This window comes from Paenibacillus sp. 1-18, from assembly GCF_000520755.1.
GTDB lineage: Bacteria > Bacillota > Bacilli > Paenibacillales > Paenibacillaceae > Paenibacillus > Paenibacillus brasilensis.
In genome coordinates this window covers 1-23,517 of sequence record NZ_ASSB01000186.1, presented here as the reverse complement: position 1 = coordinate 23,517, position 23,517 = coordinate 1, and the positions used below count along the sequence as shown (strand labels likewise).

Here is a 23,517-nt window from a genome sequence, read left to right as displayed (position 1 = left end):
GCGGCCTCCTTTCATTCAGGAACTAATTCATAGATCGTGCCATATTTCTGGCCGTCCGTAAAAAACAACCGCACATATTCATCTCCGCCCACTTCAATAGCGGGTAAAACATTTCGTCCCGCGGCAAAAGATGCCGTGAACGGGTATAAGGTTCCATCCTCGCGGTCCGCCGGGTAACCTCCACGTTTCTTCACGTAGCAAAGCGCATCCTGCGGAACGGGAACCTCGGCTGTCACCTGAATCTGAACTGTTTTACGGCTGCGAAACCAGCCTTTTTTATGGTGAACCGCATATCTGATTTTAGCTCTGCCCGTGCTCAGCTCCAGCTGGTTGGCTCCATCTTGCTGACAAATCACAAAAGTATCGCCATCCTCACGTACAGCCGGATACACGGTGTAGCGCACCCGTCCAAACCCTTCCACTCGGTCACGATAGCTGCCTGCTGCCTTATATTCTTCACGTGTAAATAGTTTCAGGCTTGAAAAAGGCGGTAAACCTCCAATCTCATTGGGCCCCTCTACACTCGGATCAGATGTTTGCTTCGCAATATATACCACGGCTGCGTCTTCAGGCCACTGCCAGCGAAGCACAACCCGGTTGTCGTCGATTTTGTGGCTCAGCTCCGAAATGACAGGATCACCGGGCTGTGCATCCCTATACTGCATAAATTTCAGCCCCCGTTCTAAAATCCACTGCTGCGTCGATTGCGTTGCGGGCCTTCCGGTGCGCCTCTTCGCCGCCCTGACGGTCCACTTGGGCTTCCCCCACCGGAAGATCTCCGCGTATTTTCGGCAATCGGGAGAACCAGCGAAAAGACAGCGATAAGAGTCGCCAGTACAAGCGCTGCTAACAAACGAATCATCAGATCACCGATAGACGAGCCGGAAAGTCCCTTTTCCAAAATAAAACCGGCAAGCAATCCGGCAGGAACTCCACCAATCGCAAAATTTCGTGCCAGAAAACGATTATCGAACATCAATCCGAGAGCCAATCCTAGCAGTGCTCCGATAATAACCAGAGCCGTTACGCGATAAATAGCAAAATACAAACTGTCCGCATATTCGCCTGTCCGCTCTGTAACCAGTGTACGGTCACCTATTTTGTTATAAATTTGGCCAAACGCCTGAGTAAGACCCTGAGCATTAGCTACATTAGAATAAGTTCCACCTGTCAGCTGAGCGATATTTTGTAATAAAGCTATACCATCCGATTCAGCCAGTTTCAGACCGATTGTATTAATCGGAATCTGGCGGGCGATAAAAGGAGCCAGGGCTGTCTGGGTATCCAGCTCGCTAAAGCCGTCAGACAGCATGATAACGAGCGAACCTTTTTCCGCATTTCCCTGGGTCTCGATCTCTTTCATCGTCTCGTCCAAAGCAAGTCCGATCTCTGTGCCGCCAGACATGATGGTCTGCATACTATCAATTTTGGCATAAACCGCCTGCTTCTCTGCCTCCGTACCAATCGGAGTAAACGGCTGAACCAATTGCGCAGTGGATTCAAAGGAAACAATGGCTACCCGTTTGTCTCCATCCATTTGTCCAATCAGACTTTTGGCAGCCGATAGCCGTTCGTTATCAGGATCTGTTTGCTGCATACTCCCGGAGTTATCAATCACAAGCACAAGGTCCTGTACGCTTTTACGACCTTCCGGGTTTACCTGATAGCCCAGTTCCAGCAGCAGACCTGCCACAAATAGCATCACCAGTGTAGCAGGCACCAGCAGCTTCCAGGACAGTCCTGAGTAGCGTTGCCGCCATGAGTGTCCGTTTAGCTGCGGTGAAATCAATTCGCCGATAAGACATCCCAGACCAATGCACAGCGCCAGGATGCCAAAGTACAGCCCAATTACGACGATATGCGGCCAGTGTCCCATCCATTTGTGAAGAATAATCTCTCCTAAAATGAAACCCACTACAGCGCCCAGCAAGCCGAACAGCAGCAGGAGGACATTAAATTTACGCTGCTTCATAAGAATCGTTGCTTCCTTCCATCATTAAAGTAGGATAAATATAAGGCTACCGCAATTCCGGCAACCGATCCGCAGCGATTCCGTGAAACTCGAAACCGTTCGCAGTATATGCCTCATAATACGTCTTACCGTTGCGATACACCATTAGATCCTCCAGATGGAAGCCACCCATCAAATGCAGCTTTTCCACCCCGCTGCTGCGACGTTCATGTACAAAGCCCAGCTTGTAAATACGCGAGGTAATGTCAACGTCAATCGCATAAGGAAGAAATTCGCCTTCGTAGTCACCAAAGAAATACTTTTCCTCATACCGATGCTCATGGGTATAGTCGAGCAGGCGCACATTAATTCCGCCATGCTGCTCTAATGTTTGGTACAGCTTTTTAAACAGCTCATCCTTTGGAACTACCAGCCGATTTTCATATGCAGCGGCTACATTGGCACGCCGTAGCAGTTCCTCTTCAAATGTCTGATTAAACGGCTGTGAACTGAGGATTAAGGTGCGGCAGGTCTGTGTAAGTCGATCCACGAGTAGGGACAAACCTCCATCCAGCAATCCGGACACAGGACCCATATGGCGGGGATCAAAGAATACTGATTTCCCCCGTTTGGTTTCCAGCTCGTGCATTACATCCTCTGTCACACGCTCGTAATACTCGAACAGGTTTTGACCCGTGTAGCTGTCAGCCTGACGAATACTGTCTGTTGCGGCTTGATGCAGTTCACGCTCCAGACTGGCAAGCTGTGCCGTAATATGCTTTGCCTGCGCATGCCATTTTTCAAGCGCCAGCTCATAACGGCGCAATAGCTCCAAATCCGCTTGAATCCGCAGCATATGCAGCTTATGTCCGTAGACTGTCTCGGTCAGGTAACGGATCAAGCTGCGCACATTATGCTTATCCATGAGCGGCAGCCGTTGAAAGGGCTGATCCTCCACTCGCCCGCTATACAGCGTATCCAGCTCGGCAGCATTGATCTGCAAATCATTAGTCATATCACGAATCAGTCCCCGTATAGCCGTAAGCACATTCCCCGGTTTATTCTCATCCGTCCAGTCCGTCAGCTCGAATAAACCGATTTCGGGATGCTCCTTGGCAGCTGTGTTCACAGCCGACTGCAGATGTAATTCCGCCTGAAAATCGCCCAGATGTTTGTGTACGATTCGCTCACAGTTATCGCGGAAAAAGGCTTCGCAGCCCTGACCAAACAAGGCTTCCTCTGCCTCACGCAATGTCATTCGCTTCAACAAGCCATAGCTGGCTCCACTGGTCATCAGCGCGCTCATGTCCGCGATCGCCTCATTACCAGGCACAAGATCATTTCGCGTGCGGCTGCGTGCGGCTGCATCCAAACCAAAATAAGTCAGCTTATCGCGCACGTCCCACTCCCGCTCCGTTCTCATACGTGCCAGCAGCTTCACATAAAAGTGATACAGCACCGTAAGCGCGATCGACTCGTTAGGGCGCTTGACCCGGGAAAATCCGGCCGACACATAACCCTGCCGCCCGGATTCTGTCATGATGTTGTTCTTAAACGATGTATTGTTGTAGCCCCCATCCTGTGACCGATAGGAATCTCCTGCCTGATAACGGTTTTTGAGAAGCTGAATGTGACAAATGATGTCGCAGCTCTCGCGCAGGCTATTCGGCACCGTTATGCCGCGCTCGTTCTTGTCGGACAGCACATAAACAAGATCGAACAACGACGATGGAGCATGGGATACCGGGATGGTCAATTTGTCCTCGGTCATATGGAGCGGTGCCGTAAACGTATACTCCGGGCTCTGAATATAGTCCAGCTCCCGCATAAAAGCAACGGAAGCTGCACTACGGTAACCGAATTGAGCCGCCTGATCGCCTTCACTCACCAGCACATACAAATCCATTTGTACTGATTTGAAGGATTGTGCAAAAATATATTCCGCCAACAACGTAATCTCGGGAACCAATACATTCATCGGATCATCGGCTGTCGTCAAGATCGACAAATGGACACGCTCGAACGAGGAATACAATCGACCGTAATCCGCCAAATGCCCACTTGCACGGCGCAATGCGGTGTTAAGTTCAATCAGCTGCGATTCATGTGTATAAAAAGCCTGATGCAAATCACGGCGTATCGTTTGATGGCTGCTATCCTCCGGCACTGCTACCGTATGCATTATAGCATCCACAGAATGGTCTACGGCCGTCTGCTCTTCCTGCGAACGAATCTGAATATACGTTACCCCTGTGCTGTTATCCCACTTGGTCCGATTGATATCTGCAATGGTGTTCATCACCGATCCCATACCGTCACCGATAAAAAGAAACACGGACGGGAAATGGATGCTGCTGCGTCCATCCCCGCTTCCGATTAATTGGTCCTCTGCGGCTGCATAGTCAGCCGCATAACGTAACAACTGCTCTCTCATACTTTTACTTCAACTTTCTGCGGATGTCGTTTAATTTCCCGGCCATTTGAGCATAAAACGCATAAAGTTCCGCTCCGTTGGCCAGCTCCACCTTTTCATATTCCAATTGGTTACGAGCTTCTGTATAAGTCGCAGCGAGTTCATCCAGCTTCGTCAGCAAGGGTGTGATATCCTCCGATGAAGTCAACACAGCATCACGGCGATCCGCCTTACGCATCAGGGCTGCAAGTTTTTTCTCTTCCAGACCGCGGAAGTTTGTAAACACTTCAAACTCCACATAATTTCGGCTCTTCATGACATTGGCAAACGGCTCCCAAGCCTCTTCCTCTTCGTCACGGTCATAGACGTACAAAGCGCCTTTTTTCGTAATCGTGTCGGTATAAAGAGCCTGAATGAACTGATCCAGCCATTTTTCCTCATCCTGATATTTGCCCAGCAAAGCTTCCAGCTCCGCAGCCTTCGCTTCGATCTGGGTATACTTCGCCAATTCTTCACGAACTACCTGCGTTAACTCCGGTGAACGGATCAGGTTTTCCTTTGCCATCTCTTCATTGATGCTGCCAAAGATGTCTTTGCTTCCCGTCTGCTCCAGTCCCTCTGCCAGTAGACGTTTCAGCTCGGACCATGCTCTCTTCACATCACCCAGATTGGGTTTGGATTCCTGCAAACGCATATCGTAGCCTGCCAGCAGTGCGTTCAAATCCAGCGCGCGTGAACGCAGCACGGTAAAGCGGCTGCTCGTATTCTGATCGACGTCCTTCTCACGGATAACGCCAAGTGTCTTCGCTTGGTCAAAGTCATTACGGATACGGGCATTGTATGCCTGCACACGCGGGTTAACATAGGTTTCTCCCCATGATTTTTCAGGAATCGGCGAAGGCAGATTGGTCCAGTTGTTCTGACCTGTCTGTACCAAATGACGGCCGATACCTTCGCGGTCAAGAATCGTTTTTTCATAGCTCTCTTCATACACTTTGAGCGGTGTATATACAAACAGCGGGACACCATTGCGCGTATTGAGCCAGAAAATACGGTTACGGACTTCACTCTCTTTAATCGTAAAGTGCGATTTGCCAATCGCATTATTTTGATAATTGCGAACACCCTTCAAAATGTTAGGCGACTGAACAGGTACTGATACAAATCCCCATGATGGGAAGTACAAATTACCTGAGCTATTACTCAGATGGAAGACAGGTACGGCCTCCTCATCCAGCTTGCTCGCGATGTAGCGCTCCACAAATTTTTCAATCGCTTCATCCTGCCCGTATTTCATGACAAGGAAATCCTCCATGGAACGGGTAATGAGATCACCGAACTTATCAGTTAAGAAATTGGAAATCGAGCTGATGATGTCCACATCCTGATCTTTGACCCATTGATCTGAATTTTCCAGCAATTCTTGGGCAAAATCACGAATCAAATCATCACCGTTACGCTTATCCAGCAGCTTGGTCACGACTTCAGAAATATCCGGGACACTTACCAAATTCCAGTAGTATGTTTTGTTGCCTTTATGATCGGACTGTTCCTCGCCATTGATCAGCAGGTCGCCGTTCTTTTCGAAAATGGCACTCAGTGCGTTCAAAATTTCAGTAAATACATTATAAATGCGGTTGTTTTCTTTATTAAGCAGGTCATACAGGTCTTCATAAAATTCAATAAGCTGCTCTGTACGCTCCACATCGGCCCGAAGCCAATATTCGTTGATTTTTGCTTCAATATATGCATTTTTCTTCTTATCCTTAGAAACAAACGCGCTCTTGGCATCGCCCAGCTTCTCATTTGCCTGCTCCCGCGCCCATTCGATATCCGTAGGGATACGGTGCAGTGATTCACGTAACGTCTCGATATAAGAAAGCAGCATTTTCAGCAAGCTGAATCCTTTTTCAGTATAAATCATGCGAGATACATAGAACGGTCCTTGCTCGGGATGCAGGAACATCCGGCGAATCTGATCTGTAAACTGTCCGGTAATTTCGCCTGGAAGCTGTTTTTTCGCTTTGATATATTCTTCGCGGGCACGTGTCAGAAACGTTTGCTCCAGCTCAGTGTCCATATTGACAACTTGCATTTTCACAACATTGCTATAGCTTAATCGTTCACTATTTTCAAATCCCGGCAGTGGCTCTGGTACGCGTGATTCAAAGTTTTTGATCATGCTATCCAGATCAACACCCAACTTGCGGGCAAACTTCTCTACATCCTCTTGATTCGGCGATTGTTCAAACATCTTGGACATTTTACCAAACATCCGGTAAGCCAGATACGTTGTCATTTCCTCCATAGGCAATACTGCCGAGGAGGCCCCGATAATATTGTAGTCGTAGTTTGCCGGATAGGTCTTATTCATTTGTGCAATGTTCGTACGAATGTTACTGATATAGTCATGAATGGCGAACTCCTCGCCCGACTGTTTTTCCTCACTCGCCATAAAGTTGGTGATGTTCTCGGCGGTGACATTCATGCAATAATCATAAGCATTTTCCAGCAGCTTGCCTTCCGTATTCGTAGCCGAAATAAGGTGACACAGGTTAAACGGCGGCAGCGGCGAGTTTACGGTTAGAATGTTACCGTACTGCTGCTTAAAGCGTTCCCCACGGCTATCCACATTCATCCAGTAGTCCAGCTCTTTCAGAGCAGCATAGCCGTTCTTTTTAATATATTCACGTGTATGCTCGCTCAGGCTTTTGTTGGCCAGATTAATATCCGGTGTAAACAGATAACCTAATGTGTTCACACGGTCCACACCTGCCGAGCCGTAGTCGCGCTCAATAATTCCCCGGACGATATATGAGATATCAAGGAAGGTACCACTTCCAGTACCCCCAGACAAACCTGACAGCAGGAACACCATCAGCTTCTTGTTGGTCCCTTCAGACAGGGTTTTGATTTTTTTGTCAATGCTTTGTACGACCTGATTGATCTTGGTAAACAGCAGCAAGCGTCCAGCCTGACGTACCCCTGCGGCTCCGTTCATTCCATCGGTAATGCTCAGCTCAGGAGATAGCCAATCGGTAATGTAAGGCTCCAAGATGCTGCGATTTTGCAGTAATCCGCCGATTTCGGCATTGGACAACAATACAAACTCATTGATCGGGTCCAAACCAATCCCTTTGTATTTTTTGTTGCGGTCTTGCTCGTTTGTTTCAAAAGCGAGAAATTCCACATTGTCCGGCTTTTCGCTCTTTTTCTTGGAAATCGGATCTGCCGGAAGCTTGAATCTGCGATTAATTTGATATTTCAAGCGGAGGAGGGCATCAATCCCCGTACCTCCAAGTCCGATAATTAATATAGGATTATCAATGGTATCAACTCTAATCTTATCGCTTACGATCCCCCCACCGAGTGATACGTCTAATTGTTGGATATGCTCTCTAACTACTGGTTTCATAGATTTGACCTCCTAAGGGTTCGTTTAGCTGTTCACTGAAATGAATTCCAGTAAAATGGTTTTGTCCACACTAGCCAGCGGGATCGTCAGACGATCACCGTTTTTCAGTTCAAGACCGCTGCCTGTGTCTACAGCTCGCCCGGATTTTTCAATCGTAATCTCCGCGGTGCTGCGCACCATGATGCGATCCTGATTAGCTGGCGTGAACACCACCTTATCGGTTCCCGCAAATTCTGGTGCCAGTTGCAGCAACTGGTGCAGATTGAATTTGCCCCGAAAGGTGTTCAGCTTCTTGTATTGCGGGTACGTTTTTTCTCCGGTATTTTCATCCCGGATTTCCAGTACAATTTGGCCGACAAAGCCACGATTGGCTTTTTTGACAGCCTTCCAGATGAAAAATGCAGCAATCAGCAGCACAAGCAGTCCCAGCCCTGCAAGAATGAGTGGCAGCAGCTTGGATTTTTCAGCAGGTGCTGTCGATCCCGCCGTGCCTGCATTCGTACCACTGCCCGCCCCAGCCTTGGCACTGATGGTTAGCGGCTGGGTTTCACGGTAAAAGCTCTTTTCCTCTGCTCTGACGGTCAGTTCATAATCATGCTCATCCGGAATCGTGTAGGAGCCGGTAAAGGCATCCCCCGCATTGGTTAGCGGCACCTCATTCGTTGTACCGGAATCAAGGTCCTTGACTTTCAGAACAGCATTCATATTCGCATACAATTCCTGATCCTGAAGCTGCTGGTTATTACTCGTCAGATAAGAACGAATTTGAACCGTGTCACCTTTTTTGTACGATTTGGCAGGCGGAGCGTCCATCTTCAACTCCAAATCATAGTTAAATATCAGATTAATATCAATCTGATCCTGCCGGACTCCCTTGACCTGAAGCTTCCAGTCGCCAGCTACAGGCTTGAGCAGTTTGATCAGTGAGTAGCTTTTCGACTTGGACAACAGTACATCGCTCGAAGGAATAGGCTTGGTGTTACCCGACGGGTCTATCAATCTTGCATCCACCGGCTTCGAGGACATAATCGAAATGTTAGCCTCCAACACGCTATCGTTCGGCACGGTTACCGTAACGTCCTGATAGTTGCCGTTAGCCGTAATGGACTGCAAGGGCACAACCTTCAATTTCAAATTGCTGGCGAAAATTTCACTCAAAATGTTCGGCAGATCATCCGCCGAGCTTGTAATAAAGGACTTGCCCCCCGTTTGCTGGGCAATGTCGGCGAGCTTGTTTTTATTCAGCTTTCCGTCCGCATTCAAACCGATGGTGTAGATCGGAACGCCGTTATTTTTAGCTTCGGCTACAGCCTTCGCCATATCCTGTTCGGACTGGCTTTCGGTTCTGCCTGTCGTTTTATTAAAATCGTTATTGCCATCAGCCAGCATAACGATCATAGGCGCATGTCCGGCTGTTTTGCCATCCTGCAAAATGCGGATCGCTTCCTTGACTCCTACGGAGGTGTCAGTATACGCCCCCCGGTTCAGTCCGTCAATAAATGCCTTCAATTCCTGCTTATCCGCTTCAGACGTAATATTAAGCAGGGCTTTTTCGCGTTGTACAACATCCGTGTACGCTACGATCCCAACCTTGTCATTTTTCGTCGACAGCATATCAATAAACATTTTCATGGCTTCATTGCCAATTTTTCCAGGATCACTGGTGTTCATGGAATTACTTACATCGACGACCAGCACCGCATCTACCTTAGAGGCAGAGGGTGAAGCGGCATTCGCCGTCTGCGGCTGCCATGCCGAAATCGAAGTCATGATCATTGCACATATAATTCCGATGACCAATAACCATTTTCTGTCTCTACTAAACATCGCTTGTACCCCTTTGCCGGTTAATTCTCATTCTTGAAACTTCCCATTCTAAGTTACAGTTGTACTCCCCTACTATTAAATTATAATGAGTTTTACATGAACGCCAGCTGAAAATACTGCCCGAAGGGTCTTGATGTCACCAAAAAAGCCTGTTATACCGCAAGATTTTACCAATATCCTGCAGTAATGATATAATTATACCCCAACAAGGGCAATCGGGCACCAGCCTTCTCCTTTATACGACAAAAATAACAGCAGCGAAACCTGCCCATGTAAAATTTCGCACTAAAAATCTAAGCAGAAAGAGGAAGTACACTATGATCTCATACGGATGTCTGGCGATTTTGTTTCTTTTTGTCGCTATTAAATTAATCATTTACTATATACATAAAAAACGTGCACCGTCGATTACGCAAATCGACACTGAGCTTCTGGCACTGCTGAACCGGAGAAGTGAGCGCAATGAATAATTCCAAACAGGCAGTACAATTCCGCCCATTTGCCCGCACAGAGCATGCCTTTCAGAAGCTGAGAATCTGCAAGCGTTGTGGACAATTCACCGCCCTTTGGGAAGAGAAGTGTACATCCTGCGGGCGGGATGCGCTGGTTCCTGTAGAGCAATACGCCAAGCTCAGTGCCAAACGTTATTTCCGTAAAGACCTCGCCGTTGGCATTGTGCTGTTGGCCGCTGCTGTCTTTTTTGGTCATTCAACGCAGCAAATGCTTCTGTGTGGTATTGTCGGTGCACTTCTCCTGCTGCCCTTGGTGCTTCTGCAGCAGCGTATTTACCCTTTTGAAAAGCGCAGACAGCTTATACGCCTGTTCAGAGGACGCATAGCACAGATCCAGGAGGGGCTAAACGTCAATCATAAAAATGCAGTTGCCCTGCGACAGCTCAGTGAGCGTGTCTCCTATGAGATGCTGCGTGAGATTGCCGTTCTCATTCATAACGACCGGATAAGGCTGCAGCAGGTCGCCCTGCTGCAATCTTTTGTTCTTCGCAAAGACATGGAGCTGACACTAGACCCTCTCCTGATCAAAAGCTTTGAGCCGCTTATGGTCAGATATATCGGAGAGATTGCCAGATTAAAGCGTGAGCTGATCAAGGATCGAACCTTCCGGTACGTCGTCTTTTATGAGCGTCGCATATTGGAAATGGCAGGGGGTGAGGATATTCTCGTCCGTGTAGCCAGTGCGGCTGTCCGCAAAAAGCGTTACGTGGTCACCCATGCCGCATTTATTTCCAGATATGCTCGCAAGTTACCCAAGGAACGAGTCCAACGATTATATCATATCATTCAGGAATATCCGTTAGAACCCTTCGGAGATTTGGCCGATGAAGTGAAGATCCTGTATCTGATGGAGCAGTATAAAAGCTGATTGGCTACAACGCCCTTTTATATATGACGTCATATCGAGCACAAATCACTGCAACAAATCAGAAAAAAACCGTCAGGATCGCCAACGTGCCTCCGGACGGTTTTTAATTTCTGGACTTTAACAGGATATATGTGTCTCATTAGCTTGTCTTCATTATTGACCTTGTAGCTTGTGACACGCATCTTGAATGGAAGTAAAATTAAAAGCACGCACACCCTTGCTATCATACACAATAATCTCCTTATTCAAATACGGGTGTAGACCATTAAAATAACCGGGCATAATCAGCTTGCGCATAAACAGGTTTTTGCCTAGCATTCGAGGGGAATTGGTCGCTACGACAAGCATTTGCCGGCATGCAGACCAAGGGCTGGGTTGAATATATGACAGACCATATTCCCCTGCTATGAAATCACCGCCCAGTGTGTATCCTTCCTCCGTACATTCGAGGTGCAGATTTCCCTGGTGTCGCTGAAGCAGCTCATGTCTGGCCAAGCCCGAAACGATACAGATCACGTTACTGTCAGCGAGATCCTCCTCCGATATATCACTAGCAGACACTACAGGATAATAGACACCGATATAGGGATTCCAGGTCGCTGTCCGCGGGTTGGCCAAGGCGTTCGCTGTCCGTTTCATCGCCTGTTCTTCCTCCGGTGTAGCGTAGCTGGATGGAAGGACAATATGAAGTCGATCCATATAAACGTCAAGCACGCCCATGCCGTGGCTTCGAGCATTTCTTCCTGCGCTCCCCATTCCGTTTATTTCCTGCTCGGCCTCTGTTTCTTTTGTAGAGCTTACACCGCTTTCTTTCCCCCGTTCAGCAATCAAACGGTATTCAGGTGAGGGGCGCTTCTGTGACTCCATTTTAACAAAGCGAAAGCGACTGTATTCCAGCAGATCCAGCACGAAAATACGAGCACCGATACGAACCTGGGCCAGCTCCAAGGCCATGACCTCATGAGAAAGGTGAATGATAAATTCGTCAGCATGAACGGCTGTAACGTCCAATTTGCCTGTTGTGCTCATTTCACCGTACAGCTCAGCATATTCCTCATGTTCATCCATTCGTGTCAGTTCCAGCCAATAAGCACGATTATGTCTGTCCCGTTCCGTCCGGTAAGCAATACGCTGAGGTGCGGCATCTCTTTTCCATTGCATAAGCCAGCCCAGCACGCCGTCCAAAAGCCTCAGCTCATGCGTATCCCAATGATTAGAGCCCTGCTCCACCACACCTTTGAAATGACTGGATGCAAGTTCGGCCGCAGGAGCCTCATAGGCTTGGGCAAACAGATAATCTTGCTCGCCAACGATGTTTAATATAGGCAAATTGGACAGATTCATTAGCTGTTTGGGATGTGGCGCACCTGCGATTACAGCAATAGCCGCAAAACGCGAAGGATACGCCTGTGCCATTGCCCAGGCAGCATATGCTCCGTTAGAATAACCCGTCAGATAGATTCGGTCTTCATGTACTGGGTACGCTTGCAGAATGACCTCTAACGCCTCCAGAAAAGCAGCCTCGCCAATATAGCTGCCCAATGTCACGCCACGACACGAAAAAGTCACGAATAACGCCTCCTCCTCCCAGTCCCGCCCGAAATTACGTTGCTGGAAGTCCGGCAGACCCAGCTCATACCGCTTGCCCGGCATCAGGACAATCAATGGATACTGCCGTTCTGGCGAAAAGCTTCTTGGAAGCTGTACGGTATAGCGCTGTATACTGTTATCCAAACGGGAGACAAAAAAGCCTTCACCAAGTCCGTCAGGAGACAAAAAGATGCTGTTTTCCTGAAATGAAAACGGATGCTGAGACTGTTCGGCGAATCCATATGTGAAAATTTGTTTTAATAGCTGGATATATTCACGTACAACCCTATAATCCCAGATTTCAAAAGGATCTTCCGGCAAGGCCGTTAACCTTTTTAATTCCTCTAGCAGTCCTTCAATCTGTATTTTTTGTACAGCATTAGTATCCTTGGCATGAGCTTGCTTGTAATGGTCATATTCTTCTTGCAAACCTTGCACAACGTCAGACAAAGGACGTACAAGTACCGAGTATACAAAACGATGCTCTCCTGCCTTTTGATCCTGATATGTAACCGTAAAATGCAGCATCCCCGTGTTCTCGATCATTTCCTTATCCCAGGCGTATCTTTGCTCCTGCTCCCAGGTTACTGGAAACCGATCCAGCTTCGTTCCCGCATCATTCGTTACCTCAACCCATACCATTTGATCTGCTGGAAGATCCACACGATCCTTACGCAGCAAATAAAACGAGATCGGGCTTTTCCCCCCCTCCCTCTCCGCACTTTTCTCAACCTCCAGCCAAGCCATATGAAAACGTATATTACGCTCTACAAATTCACGATGCAGTTCTGCCACATCTGGATGATCGCATATCTGATTTCCGCTAATACGAATAGAACGGGCTTCATCGGGAATAAACGCTGCGATGATGATCACTGTATGATCGCCTTCCTCCATATACAAGCGAAAAGGACCGGATTCCGCATATACCAGTATGCCGTCTATCCAAATCTGTCCTGTCCCTTCAAACGGTCTGATAACGACTTCCTGTGCTGTCATACAACGAAGGTTGGAAACCAATAAAAGCCTTTCTTGCTCGGCCAAAGGCGGAAAAACACCTAAATTCAGTTCCGCATTCCGGGGGTCAAGCTCGGTTAATAATCGGCAGGCTACCTTTCCCCCGGCTGCGAGCTCTAGTCCCTCTTCACATGCCTTTTCCAAATTCCAGTCTTCATGGGTGAAATGATTCGACCATTCCCTGCCCACACCGCAATTTTCCGGCAGCTCTACCGGACCAATTGCATAAGCAGACGTCAAGCGAACCGGATGATCCGGCAGCACAGTTGTTGCTTTTTCCAGATGTGTGAACCTCATAACATTCCCCCTCCAGGTTTTTGTTTCCTCGAAAGACGTAACCACGATATTCTTCCAGAAATTTTTCCGTTAACCTTAAAAGCAACTATATAAAACTATTCGTTATCATCTCTATTTACTCCTCTGTTTTTCCAAAAAAAGAAGCTGTGATAAACCAAAAAACCGAAGAAAGCAGAGCGCTCCACGAGTTTCGCTCCGCCGAGCATTATACTCGGTTTTCGAGGAAAGCAATAAGATCGGAACAAAAAAGAAAAAGAGACAGCCTCAGCCGCCTCTTTTGATCTTTATACCTTTTTTAGTCCTACAATGCTGTCTGTAAATCCTCAATCAAATCCTCTATATCTTCAATCCCCACTGAGATCCGCACCAAACCTTCAGTAATACCCAGCTCTGCACGGCGTTCTACCGGGATGGAGGCATGTGTCATACGTGCTGGAACGCTAATCAGACTTTCAACCGCCCCCAAGCTCTCAGCCAGCGTAAAATATTTCACCTTTTTCAGCAGTGCAACCGCATTGGCATCGCTGCCTACATCAAAGGAAATAATGCCGCCAAAGCCATCTGCCTGTGTTTTGGACAGCTCATGCTGCGCATGGCTTTCCAGTCCAGGGTAGTATACTTTGCTAACCTTCGGATGCTTTTCCAAAAAGGCTGCAATTGCCTTCGCATTTTGCTCGATCGCTTCCATACGCAGACCCAAAGTTTTGATACCACGGATCAATAACCATGAATCCTGCGGGCCGAGAATACCGCCAATGGCGTTTTGCACAAAATGAAGCTGCTCTCCCAGCTCGTCGCTGTTTACTACAGCCAGCCCGGCTACAACATCGCTGTGTCCACCCAAATATTTGGTAGCAGAGTGAACGACGATATCCGCTCCGAGTGTAATAGGCGTCTGCCAATAAGGAGTGGCAAATGTATTGTCAACAATCAACAACAGATTATTTTTTTTCACCAGCTCCGAAACTGCACGAATGTCTGTAACCTTCAGCAGCGGATTCGTTGGCGTTTCCACATACAGTGCCTTCGTATTCGGACGGATTGCTTTGGAGATGGCCTCCAGGTCAGTCGTATCCACGAATGTGGACTCGATCCCGATCCGACTGAGCACCTTGCTTACGATACGATAGGTGCCCCCGTATACATCATCCGTCAGCAGAATATGATCTCCTGCATTGAACAGTGAAAATACCGCATGGATCGCTGCCATCCCGGAGCCAAATGCAAAACCACGTTTGCCTTCCTCCAGCTCCTTGATCAGCTCTTCCAGTGCAAACCGGGTCGGATTGCCTGTACGCGAATATTCGTAGCCCTTGTGAACACCAATCTCCTCTTGCTCATAAGTGCTTACCTGATAAATAGGAACGTTAACCGCACCTGTATGGGGATCGGTAGGAAGACCACCGTGAATCAGTTTTGTTTTGCGTTTCATTTTATATCCCGCCTTCATATATTTTTTTGCTCAGATAACGTTCGCTGCTATCCGGGAAAATGGTTACAATATGTGCGCCGTCCGGTGCACTCTCTGCTTCCAGTAAAGCAGCATGCAAAGCAGACCCTGAAGAACTGCCAACGAGAATTCCTTCACGTGCGGCCAGTTCCCTGACACGGTTAAATGCATCAACATCGCTAATCGTATGAATGGCATTAAAATACCCTTTATCCACAAACTCAGGGATCAATTCCATGCCAATTCCTTCTGTTTTATGCGGACCTGACTCGCCGCCATTCAAAATGGACCCTTCCGGCTCCACGATTACCGTTTTAATGGCTGCGTTTTGCTCCTTAAGATAACGCGAGGTTCCCATAAATGTTCCCCCCGAGCCTGCTCCTGCCACAAATACGTCGACTTTTCCATCCAGATCGTTCCAAATTTCAGGGCCCATTGTCGTATAATATGCCTCTGGATTATCCGGATTGCTGAATTGACGTGGCAAGTAAGCATCTTTAATTTCAGCAGCCAATTCTTTTGTTTTCTCGATGGCTCCCTTCATTCCCTCACTTGTCGGGGTATGAACGATGCGTGCTCCCAATGCCTTCATCAGGTCCTGTTTCTCTTGGCTGAACTTCTCAGGTACAGCAAAAATAACCGAGATATTGTAATGAAGCGCCGCCATCGCAAGGCCAATACCTGCATTACCTGCTGTTGCTTCAATTAAAGTCCCGCCTGGCTTCAACTGACCTGTCTTTAATGCTTTTTCAATGAGAGCCTTACCCACCCGGTCCTTCACACTACCGCCGGGATTCATAAACTCCAGCTTGGCGAACAAACGAATTCCTCTCGGTAGAGAATAGCTGTTCAGCTCCACGAGTGGCGTGCGTCCAATAAGTTCAAGAGTATTGTGATATACATTCATAATTTCAAGCTCCTTTTAATGGCGAATCCAAAATAAACCAATGGCCAAAAATAACACCCATTGTCGGAGAAGTTCGCTATCATCTCCGTAAAAACATAGTAATACGGTAAGTATTGATGCAATAAGATTTTATGTGTAATTCAAGCATTTGTCAAATAATATATCCCCTTGTCTGGTCATGAAAAAAAGGAGCCTGATCAGGCCAGGACTCCTTTATACATCATGAATCGTTATAGGTTAGCTATATCAGCTAAATGTTCCATTCTATTACTTTGTAGTCCCGTCCTCTACATGCTCTTTACAAAAGCTCTCAACGGCCTGCAACTCATCTTCTTCAAGTTCAAGATCAATGTAACGATTCGTTGCTTTTTCAATCAGCTCATACTTCAACAATTTGGATTTTCCCTCGTCTACTAAATAAAGGGCGCGAATATGCAGTCCGTTTTCGGTGTAGAGCTCGTCGTCCTCTTCAACTTCAACCTCAATGATAAATTCATACCGCTGCCCGCTCAAAATACCAAAAGCGTCTTTAATCTGCTCCACCGTGTACGATGTAAAATTTAACATGTCTTTATTCCCTCCGGATTTCCTTCAACTACTGTGCATTTTACGCCCGCAGGCAGTAGCTGTTCAACTTGAGTACGTACTTCTTGACGATTTAAATCCTCACCCATAATTGAGATCCAGCCCCGATCATTGCGCGAGCGAACTAAACGTCCTATGCCTTGTCTAAGTCTAAGCGCCATATGAGGCATATCTATCTGCATAAATGGATCCGCCGCATCCTTGCGCAAAGACGTGAACACTGGATCATTTGGAGGAAAAGGCAGCGACCAGATGATGACATGCGACAGAGACGGTCCAGGGATATCCAGTCCTTCCCATAAAGTAACAGCGCACAAGACACTTTCCTCATCATTCTGAAAAGCCGAGATCAGATGGCTGATTTCAGCCGAACCTTCGTACAGAAAACGATAAGCAGATGCCTCCGGATAAGCAGTGAGGCCCGTTTGAAATATAACCAGTTCCTCCTGTGAAGGAAACAGGATAAGTGCTCTGCCTTGCGATTTCTCCAGTAGCGCCAGCACCCTCCCGACAGGATTATGCCCCGGTTGTGACGGATACAGCGCCGCCTGCATCTGATCAGCATACTCATAAGGTGAAGCCACGGAAAATGTCAGCGGATTTTCAATTCCGAGGCTCTGCGCCATGTAGTCAAAGGAGTTCTCCACGGAAAGGGTAGCTGACGAGAATACGATAGGCATATGCTGGGCAAATACCCGCTCCTTGAGAATCTCCTTTACCATTTTGGGCATAACCACGAGCGTTAATCCATCCTGATCCTCAATCAACCACGAAATCAAACGTTCAGGGTGTTTGAACAAAGCCAGGGCCGTCTGGATCATTTCAAGATGCTCTTCCACGATCTTGAGCTGGTACTCATCCAACGAGAATAGTCCGCTTTCAAAGACAAGCTCCTCTTCAATGGTACCGATCAAGTCGCTGAAACGGTTCACCTCTCGAATCAGTGACTCATCCAGACTAAATTCCTTGCGATCCGAGCCATGTACAGCTTGGCTGTTCTTTTGAAGCACAGCAAACAAAGCCTCACTTTGGGATATCGCATCTTCAATCGTCATTGCCAGGGATTCCCGTATTTCTCCCTCGAGCAGACGGGTAATAATCGCTTCGAATTGTGTATGCTTCAGTTTGTAGGTGAGCGCATTCTGTGCTGCTGTCTCCAGCAAATGGCCTTCGTCAAAGACAACAGAGCTGTGCTCCGGTAGCAACGGGAGCTGTCCCTCACGTTTTCTCGCCTCATAGGTCCATACATGCTCCATATAAAAATCATGTGAGCAGATCACTAAATCTACCGCCTTGCGGTAATGATCACGGGACAACGTCTGCCCGCAGCGATGACGCTGATGACAAACGAGACAGTCTTGAAAAACATCCCATCCCAGTCTGCTCCATTGTCTGTCTGTTAGCTCAGGATATTCCTTGCGGTTCCCGTAAGGGATGAAGGACTGCAACGTGTCTGGAAAATGGACAAAATCCGGCAAATCCTGATAAATATCACGAAAGACATCCGCATCCTCGTCCAGCCCGCTTCGAGCCTCGTCCAGCTTGTTTAGGCAGATATACTGATCCGGCGACTTGCCCAGTCTGGCATCAATCGTCAGATTCAAATGCCGTGCCAGCTTGGCGATATCCCCTTCCGGCTTCACCAATTGTTCGATCAGTGACTCGTCCGCACAGGCGATAATCGCAGGTTTTCTCATGTACCGTGCATATGCAATCGCGTACAGCAGGTATACCAGCGTTTTGCCCGTGCCCACACCTGCTTCCGCAAAAATGGTCTTTTTCTCCTTATAGGCACGCTCCAGCTGAAATGCCATATAAATTTGTTCATCCCGAACCTCAAAGCCGACTTCAGGCAAAACTTCATAAAATACATCCGCAATCCAGTCACTTGCCTGCTCAATAAACGGCTTGGACGGATCAAAGGCAAAAGGGTAAGTAGTCAATCGGGCTGTGCCTCCAATTCGTTCATAATGTGCATCCTTTCATTATAACCCAAAACGACCTAAAAGGAATATGTAAACTGTAAGAACAGGCTGCATTTTTTTATGTCGAAATAAGAATCTCTTTAAAATAAAGGACGAATCAATGGTCTTTACATCCCAATCACTAAAAAGAAATGAGATCCGGATTCAGCATCGTCACTTTTTCCAAACAGCAGTTCAACAAGATTATGCATTTTTAGAATGTGTCGAGAATTATCGCACCATCATTTGGGTGATAAATGTCTTCATTGCAGCACTGAGATAGGAGGTTTTGCGATAAACCAGACCAATCTTCCGTGTGGGAGCAGGATCTTTGAGGCAGATTTTGCTGATAGCAGGCTGGTTAACTGTTTGGAGGTAAGATCGTGGCAGTATGGCTGCACCAACACCTGACATCGCGACCTGCAGCAATGATTCCAAAGTGGAGAGTTCCAGGATCGGCTTGGCTTGGAAGCCTGCATTCTCACAATACCTGTCGAAGAACTGGCGTACGAGAAACTTGGGCTGAAGCATGGCGATAGGATGTGCTTGAAGCTCGACGAGTGGGACGACATCCGCCGCAGCGAGTGGGTGTCCTGCCATGACGGCAAGTTGCAGCTCGTCCTCGAACAGCTCAATGCTCTCTAGCTGCTTGTGATCTAGCGGTAGATAGACAATACCGAGATCGACCCGATTGGTGAGCAGCCCCTCCCTGACTTCCTCGGTCGCCAATTCCTGAACAGACAGCTCAATCTCCGGATACCGCCGATAAAACGCAGTGATGGCAGGCAAAAGTAGATGATTGCCCGCACAGCCAATCCGCAGGCGGCCTCGCTTCATGCCTCTAAGCTCTTCGATGGCCACCCGAGCTTGGTCCAACTCGTGAAAGGCGTTTAACGCATGGCTTCGCAAAATATATCCCGCCTCGGACAAATAAACCTTCTTACCAATGCGGGTAAACAACGGCATACCTAGCTGGTGCTCTAGCAATTGGATCTGATGGCTGAGCGTCGGCTGGCTGATCAACAACCGTTCGGCCGCTCGCGTAAAATGAAGCTCTTCGCAGACCATTAAAAAATAAGTCAATAATCGATGTTCCATTAGTTGCCACCGTCCAATCATAGATATTATCTATGATCATAATCAAATAATCGACATTGATCAATTATTCGATTTTTTCTACAGTGGAAGTAGACTATACAAATGGAGGTAATAGCATGCTTGAAACAGTGCTCACGATCACTTCAATGCAGACGCCCGAAGAAGCTTGGGCATTCAAAACAATTAATGAGGAATGGATCGATCGCCTCTTCGCCATCGAAGAAGCGGACCGTGCCATCCTCGATGACCCGGTGGTGAACATCTTGAACCGAGGAGGAGACGTACTCATCGCGCGCGCTGGCGAGTCAATCGTTGGATGCGTTGCACTCGTTCCGACCGGAACTGGCGTGTTCGAGCTTTCGAAAATGGGCGTTACACCCGAGTCGCGAGGGCGCGGATACGGACGGAGAATCATCCATGCCGCCATTAACCGCGCACGCGTGCTTGGCGCAGCTTCTCTCTTTTTGGGCAGTAGCACCAGGCTACCAAACGCTGTTCATCTTTACGAATCGGTTGGATTCAAGCACGTTCCTGTTGAGCAACTCGGGCCCATGCCCTATGTAAGAGCGGATGTGTTTATGGAGTTGGAACTAAAATGAATAGGGAGACAAAATTTTCGAAGATCCAGCTTTAACGGGAGACGATAGCACAACAAAAGCAGCGGCAGTCTAGACTTTTTTTTCAAGTCCTGGTCCACCGCTGTTTCATTTTCAGGGCTAGCCTAATACTTTATTTCCGAAGAAACTTGGTGAGGTTCCAGACACGATTTGGGATTGGATGACGCTTAGGCTTGCACCCACTAGATGTACACCTAAGGTAAGCAAATCCCCCGGCTCAATACCCACATACATGATTCTCTGAGGATTTACTGAAATCAGAGCTTTACGTTTTGAACGTCTGTGTATTCTCGGGTAGTCAGTGTTGTGGAGACAGCTTCCTTATGGGCCACGCTATTCGCAGCCTGCTCTGACGCATTGGAAGTATTCACAACTAAGGTGTTGGCACAAAGATCGTAGACTCCCTGTTTTTTCGCAATAAAAGCGACCACAATGTAAATAATATAAATAGTCACAAAAGAAATAGCTTTAATCCAGTAACGCCCGGAGGCGTGCAAGAATCCAAGCCGCTTTCCATCCTTGTCTACTACAATTAGAGAAAATACAAGCTTCCCTGATGTTGCTTTTATTTTGCCCAACTTTACGCACTATATTGTTTTGCTTTCAACACTAAACAAACCTTCTTCTCCGCGCAGCTTTGCCAATGCCTCAACAAAGAAATAATCGCCGTAGATAATGGGAACGTTGATGTATTTTTGCTCAGGATAATGTACCGTTCCGTTCATCAGCAATCCCTCGCGGTCCTCGCCCCACGCCGTGCATGTGTGATGCAAGCCCATGAGAATGGACTCTGCCGCTTGGGTAAAATGCTCTGCACGCGTCGAATATTTTGCCAGTTCCAGCAAACCGCTTGCCGCAATGGCCGCAGCAGATGAATCCCATGCTTCGCGATGTTCCTCTACGGCTCTAAAATCCCACACAGGCAGACAAGCATCTCCCAGTTGGGACAGGAAAAAGTCTGCTGTGTTCTCAGCTACCTTTAAATAGCGCGAATCGCGCGTGTATCCATACGAAAGCGTAAAGCCGTACAACCCCCATGCCGTGCCACGTGCCCAGGCAGAACCGGGAGCGAACCCCTGCCCGCCATGCTCGGTGACCCTTTTTCCAATCTCCGGATCAAATTCGACCACATGTGCGATGGAGCCGTCTGCACGGACAAATTCACGGGCCACGGTATCCGCATGCTGTCTATAATCGCAACACCCCGTGTATCCATGTCCTTCGATTGGAAATTCCACGCGCGAATAAAGCGACCGTTCACGTTAAAACGAGCGGCCAGCAGATTGGCAGCCAGCAGCCCCCGTCTTCTGGACTCTGCATCTCCGGTCAAGCAATAGGCGGCTACACCGCTCAGCATCCAAATAAAGCCAAGATCATGGTCTACTGCTTCACTGTTAAAGAGCACTTTTTCCAAACGACTCTCGCACCGCTGCGCAATCCCGGCAGCTCCGCTGTCAGGGCGAGCCCGGTTTACAAGCCATAGCAGTCCCGGATAAAAGCCTGCTGTCCACCACGCTTCCTCACGCTTGTCATAGCGTCCGCCCTCCGCAACATGGGGAAAAGCGTCCCCCAGCCTTGCCGCCAAGGCAAGCGTTTTGTCCAAAGCCAGCTCCCACGATTGCTCCAGCCATGCTTCTGTTTTTGTCATTTACTTTACCTCTCCCCTTTTCCACCAGTTAAAAAGTCTATCGCTTCAGCCCTAATATTCAGGCAGCCGTATGATAAAGGAAATACGATTTCCTGTGCATTCCAGGCGCGCCCCCTTGAGTAAGCCATTCCGGCAGGCTACGGAAGTTAATTCCTCTGGCCAGACCACGTTCGTTCCTTCCGTTGTCGGGATGACTTCAAGGCTTGCGCCTGCGTATTCCACCCGAATGCTTTCCGTTTCTTCTCCCGCTGACATAACATGATGAATTACGCTGCGCTCCCGGCCGTCATACGCCATTAAGGGAATAAGTGCTCCCACATGCTGAATATTGCCTTGAAGCTCATATCTCACCTCAATTTTTCCACGCACCTGACGATAATGTGTCCGGATTTCCCTCACCCCGGGGAACGGGCCTCTCCATAGCAGTGTAAAATCCGTTGCTCCATCAGTTGCTGAGCTTTGCTCCACCTGTACGGACCCGCCACCATCCTGCGGATCAATCCCTCCATCCCGGTCGAATTCCAGCGTTCCGGGGATGCCTTCTGACAGACTGTGCCATTTCCCGTCCTCCGTTTGCCAGGCCGGAGTATAGCTTAGCGGGAAAATGTCCCCTTCCGTAAAGCCTGTAAAGCCGCGGTCTGCATGGCCCGCTGAGGACGGACCGATCAGTGGCGGTAGTGAAGACTGTTGAATACGCACGATACCAGGAATATTGTACGGGTCGTTGACCGACGTCTGCACAAGCATTTGCTGCCCGTCTACGGCTGCAATAACTGTCTGGAACCAGCCGTCCGTTTCCAGCACCCGGCTACCAATTTCAGCTGGGATCAAGGTTGGAGAATATCATCCAACCCTTCACTATGCAGAAGGGTATACGCCAGTGCAGCCGCTGTCCACAGACTGTAGCAGGTGTGGTTCGAGTACACCTCGAAGCCATGTCGTGCCTCAGACGGATAATGATTACGGACAATATGCAGCTTGCCGTCATCGACCTGCCAGCGGCTAATCGCCTGCCAGCACAGGTCCGCTGCTCGCCGGAACGCACCCGCAAGCCCGTGCTCGCCTGCTGCATTAGCCTGCTGTGCATGGGTCGTAAAGACAAAGGCCGCAGCCGCTTCGTTCCACTGATGCTGCGCGCTTCGACCACGCGGCGGAATTTCCCCGTGCGGGGATAACGCCAGCAGTGAGCTGAGCGCCCCTCTGCGAAGATGATCACGAAGCTCCAGAGCGCAGCCGCCATCATATCCGTTCTCCAGCATCACGCCCAAATGAAAGCGAGTGACGATATCGTAGGCGAACGGGCTATTGGGTCGGTCCAGCGGACCGTCCTGGTACAGTCCCAAGCCGGTAAAGCGAGG

Annotated in this window: 16 protein-coding genes and 2 pseudogenes; 3 read left to right on the top strand and 15 right to left on the bottom strand. The window is 48.4% G+C overall.

The window, feature by feature from the left end; translation table 11 throughout:
- Positions 1–11 precede the first annotated feature (11 nt).
- From L693_RS0111160 to L693_RS0111140, 5 genes are read right to left on the bottom strand one after another with little or no spacing between them, the layout of a single operon-like run.
- On the bottom strand, positions 12–665 hold the full coding sequence (locus tag L693_RS0111160) for a hypothetical protein (protein ID WP_025717313.1): 654 nt from the start codon (positions 663–665) through the stop codon (positions 12–14).
- Positions 666–682: 17 nt separating this feature from the next.
- A complete protein-coding gene (locus L693_RS0111155; RefSeq protein ID WP_025717312.1) occupies positions 683–1,972 on the bottom strand; it encodes a vWA domain-containing protein in 1,290 nt (429 codons plus the stop codon).
- A 46-nt stretch (positions 1,973–2,018) separates the two neighbouring features.
- The gene (locus L693_RS0111150) at positions 2,019–4,385 is read right to left on the bottom strand and encodes a hypothetical protein (RefSeq protein WP_025717311.1); all 2,367 of its coding nucleotides are present in this window, start codon (positions 4,383–4,385) and stop codon (positions 2,019–2,021) included.
- 4 nt (positions 4,386–4,389) lie between these two features.
- Complete coding sequence (locus L693_RS0111145) at positions 4,390–7,779, bottom strand: tubulin-like doman-containing protein (RefSeq protein ID WP_025717310.1); 3,390 nt, start codon at positions 7,777–7,779, stop codon at positions 4,390–4,392.
- A 24-nt stretch (positions 7,780–7,803) separates the two neighbouring features.
- Positions 7,804–9,606 carry a vWA domain-containing protein gene (locus L693_RS0111140; protein ID WP_025717309.1) on the bottom strand — a complete coding sequence of 601 codons (1,803 nt, stop codon included), beginning with the start codon at positions 9,604–9,606 and terminating at the stop codon, positions 7,804–7,806.
- A gap of 317 nt (positions 9,607–9,923) precedes the next feature.
- On the opposite strand from L693_RS0111140, the gene L693_RS30575 reads away from it, so the two are divergent.
- Both L693_RS30575 and L693_RS0111130 read left to right on the top strand, forming a co-directional pair.
- On the top strand, positions 9,924–10,076 hold the full coding sequence (locus L693_RS30575; RefSeq protein ID WP_167518747.1) for a phage shock protein B: 153 nt from the start codon (positions 9,924–9,926) through the stop codon (positions 10,074–10,076).
- Positions 10,069–10,986, top strand: coding sequence for a hypothetical protein (locus L693_RS0111130; RefSeq protein ID WP_025717308.1), 918 nt, complete (start codon positions 10,069–10,071; stop codon positions 10,984–10,986). Before L693_RS30575 ends, L693_RS0111130 begins: the two co-directional genes overlap by 8 nt.
- A gap of 153 nt (positions 10,987–11,139) precedes the next feature.
- Here the strand turns inward: L693_RS0111130 and L693_RS0111125 are convergent, their stop codons facing one another.
- From L693_RS0111125 to L693_RS0111100, 6 genes are all read right to left on the bottom strand, one after another.
- Positions 11,140–13,890 (bottom strand): PHB depolymerase family esterase, encoded by a 2,751-nt coding sequence (locus L693_RS0111125; RefSeq protein WP_025717307.1) that lies wholly within the window; start codon positions 13,888–13,890, stop codon positions 11,140–11,142.
- Between the two features lie 301 nt (positions 13,891–14,191).
- Positions 14,192–15,322: a bifunctional cystathionine gamma-lyase/homocysteine desulfhydrase gene (locus L693_RS0111120; protein ID WP_025717306.1), complete on the bottom strand. Its 1,131-nt coding sequence runs from the start codon at positions 15,320–15,322 to the stop codon at positions 14,192–14,194.
- A 1-nt stretch (position 15,323) separates the two neighbouring features.
- The gene (locus L693_RS0111115; protein WP_025717305.1) at positions 15,324–16,247 is read right to left on the bottom strand and encodes a PLP-dependent cysteine synthase family protein; all 924 of its coding nucleotides are present in this window, start codon (positions 16,245–16,247) and stop codon (positions 15,324–15,326) included.
- A gap of 267 nt (positions 16,248–16,514) precedes the next feature.
- A complete protein-coding gene (locus L693_RS0111110; protein ID WP_025717304.1) occupies positions 16,515–16,814 on the bottom strand; it encodes a DUF6509 family protein in 300 nt (99 codons plus the stop codon).
- The gene (locus L693_RS0111105) at positions 16,808–18,775 is read right to left on the bottom strand and encodes an ATP-dependent DNA helicase (protein WP_025717303.1); all 1,968 of its coding nucleotides are present in this window, start codon (positions 18,773–18,775) and stop codon (positions 16,808–16,810) included. Before L693_RS0111105 ends, L693_RS0111110 begins: the two co-directional genes overlap by 7 nt.
- Positions 18,776–19,027: 252 nt before the next feature.
- Entirely contained in the window at positions 19,028–19,894 is an 867-nt protein-coding gene (locus L693_RS0111100) for a LysR family transcriptional regulator (RefSeq protein ID WP_025717302.1), read from the bottom strand.
- Positions 19,895–20,010: 116 nt separating this feature from the next.
- Between L693_RS0111100 and L693_RS0111095 the strand changes: the two genes are divergently transcribed.
- Positions 20,011–20,493, top strand: coding sequence for a GNAT family N-acetyltransferase (locus L693_RS0111095; RefSeq protein WP_025717301.1), 483 nt, complete (start codon positions 20,011–20,013; stop codon positions 20,491–20,493).
- Positions 20,494–20,768: 275 nt separating this feature from the next.
- Here L693_RS0111095 and L693_RS29950 read toward each other — a convergent pair whose 3' ends face one another.
- The 4 genes and pseudogenes from L693_RS29950 to L693_RS31355 form a co-directional block, all read right to left on the bottom strand.
- A complete protein-coding gene (locus L693_RS29950) occupies positions 20,769–21,089 on the bottom strand; it encodes an RDD family protein (protein WP_025717300.1) in 321 nt (106 codons plus the stop codon).
- A gap of 9 nt (positions 21,090–21,098) precedes the next feature.
- A pseudogene (locus tag L693_RS0111085) lies at positions 21,099–22,159 on the bottom strand (glycoside hydrolase family 88 protein).
- 51 nt (positions 22,160–22,210) lie between these two features.
- Entirely contained in the window at positions 22,211–22,990 is a 780-nt protein-coding gene (locus L693_RS31360) for a hypothetical protein (RefSeq protein WP_231503618.1), read from the bottom strand.
- Positions 22,987–23,517: pseudogene (locus tag L693_RS31355) on the bottom strand (glycosyl hydrolase); the annotation flags it as partial. The gene L693_RS31360 and the pseudogene L693_RS31355, both read right to left, overlap by 4 nt.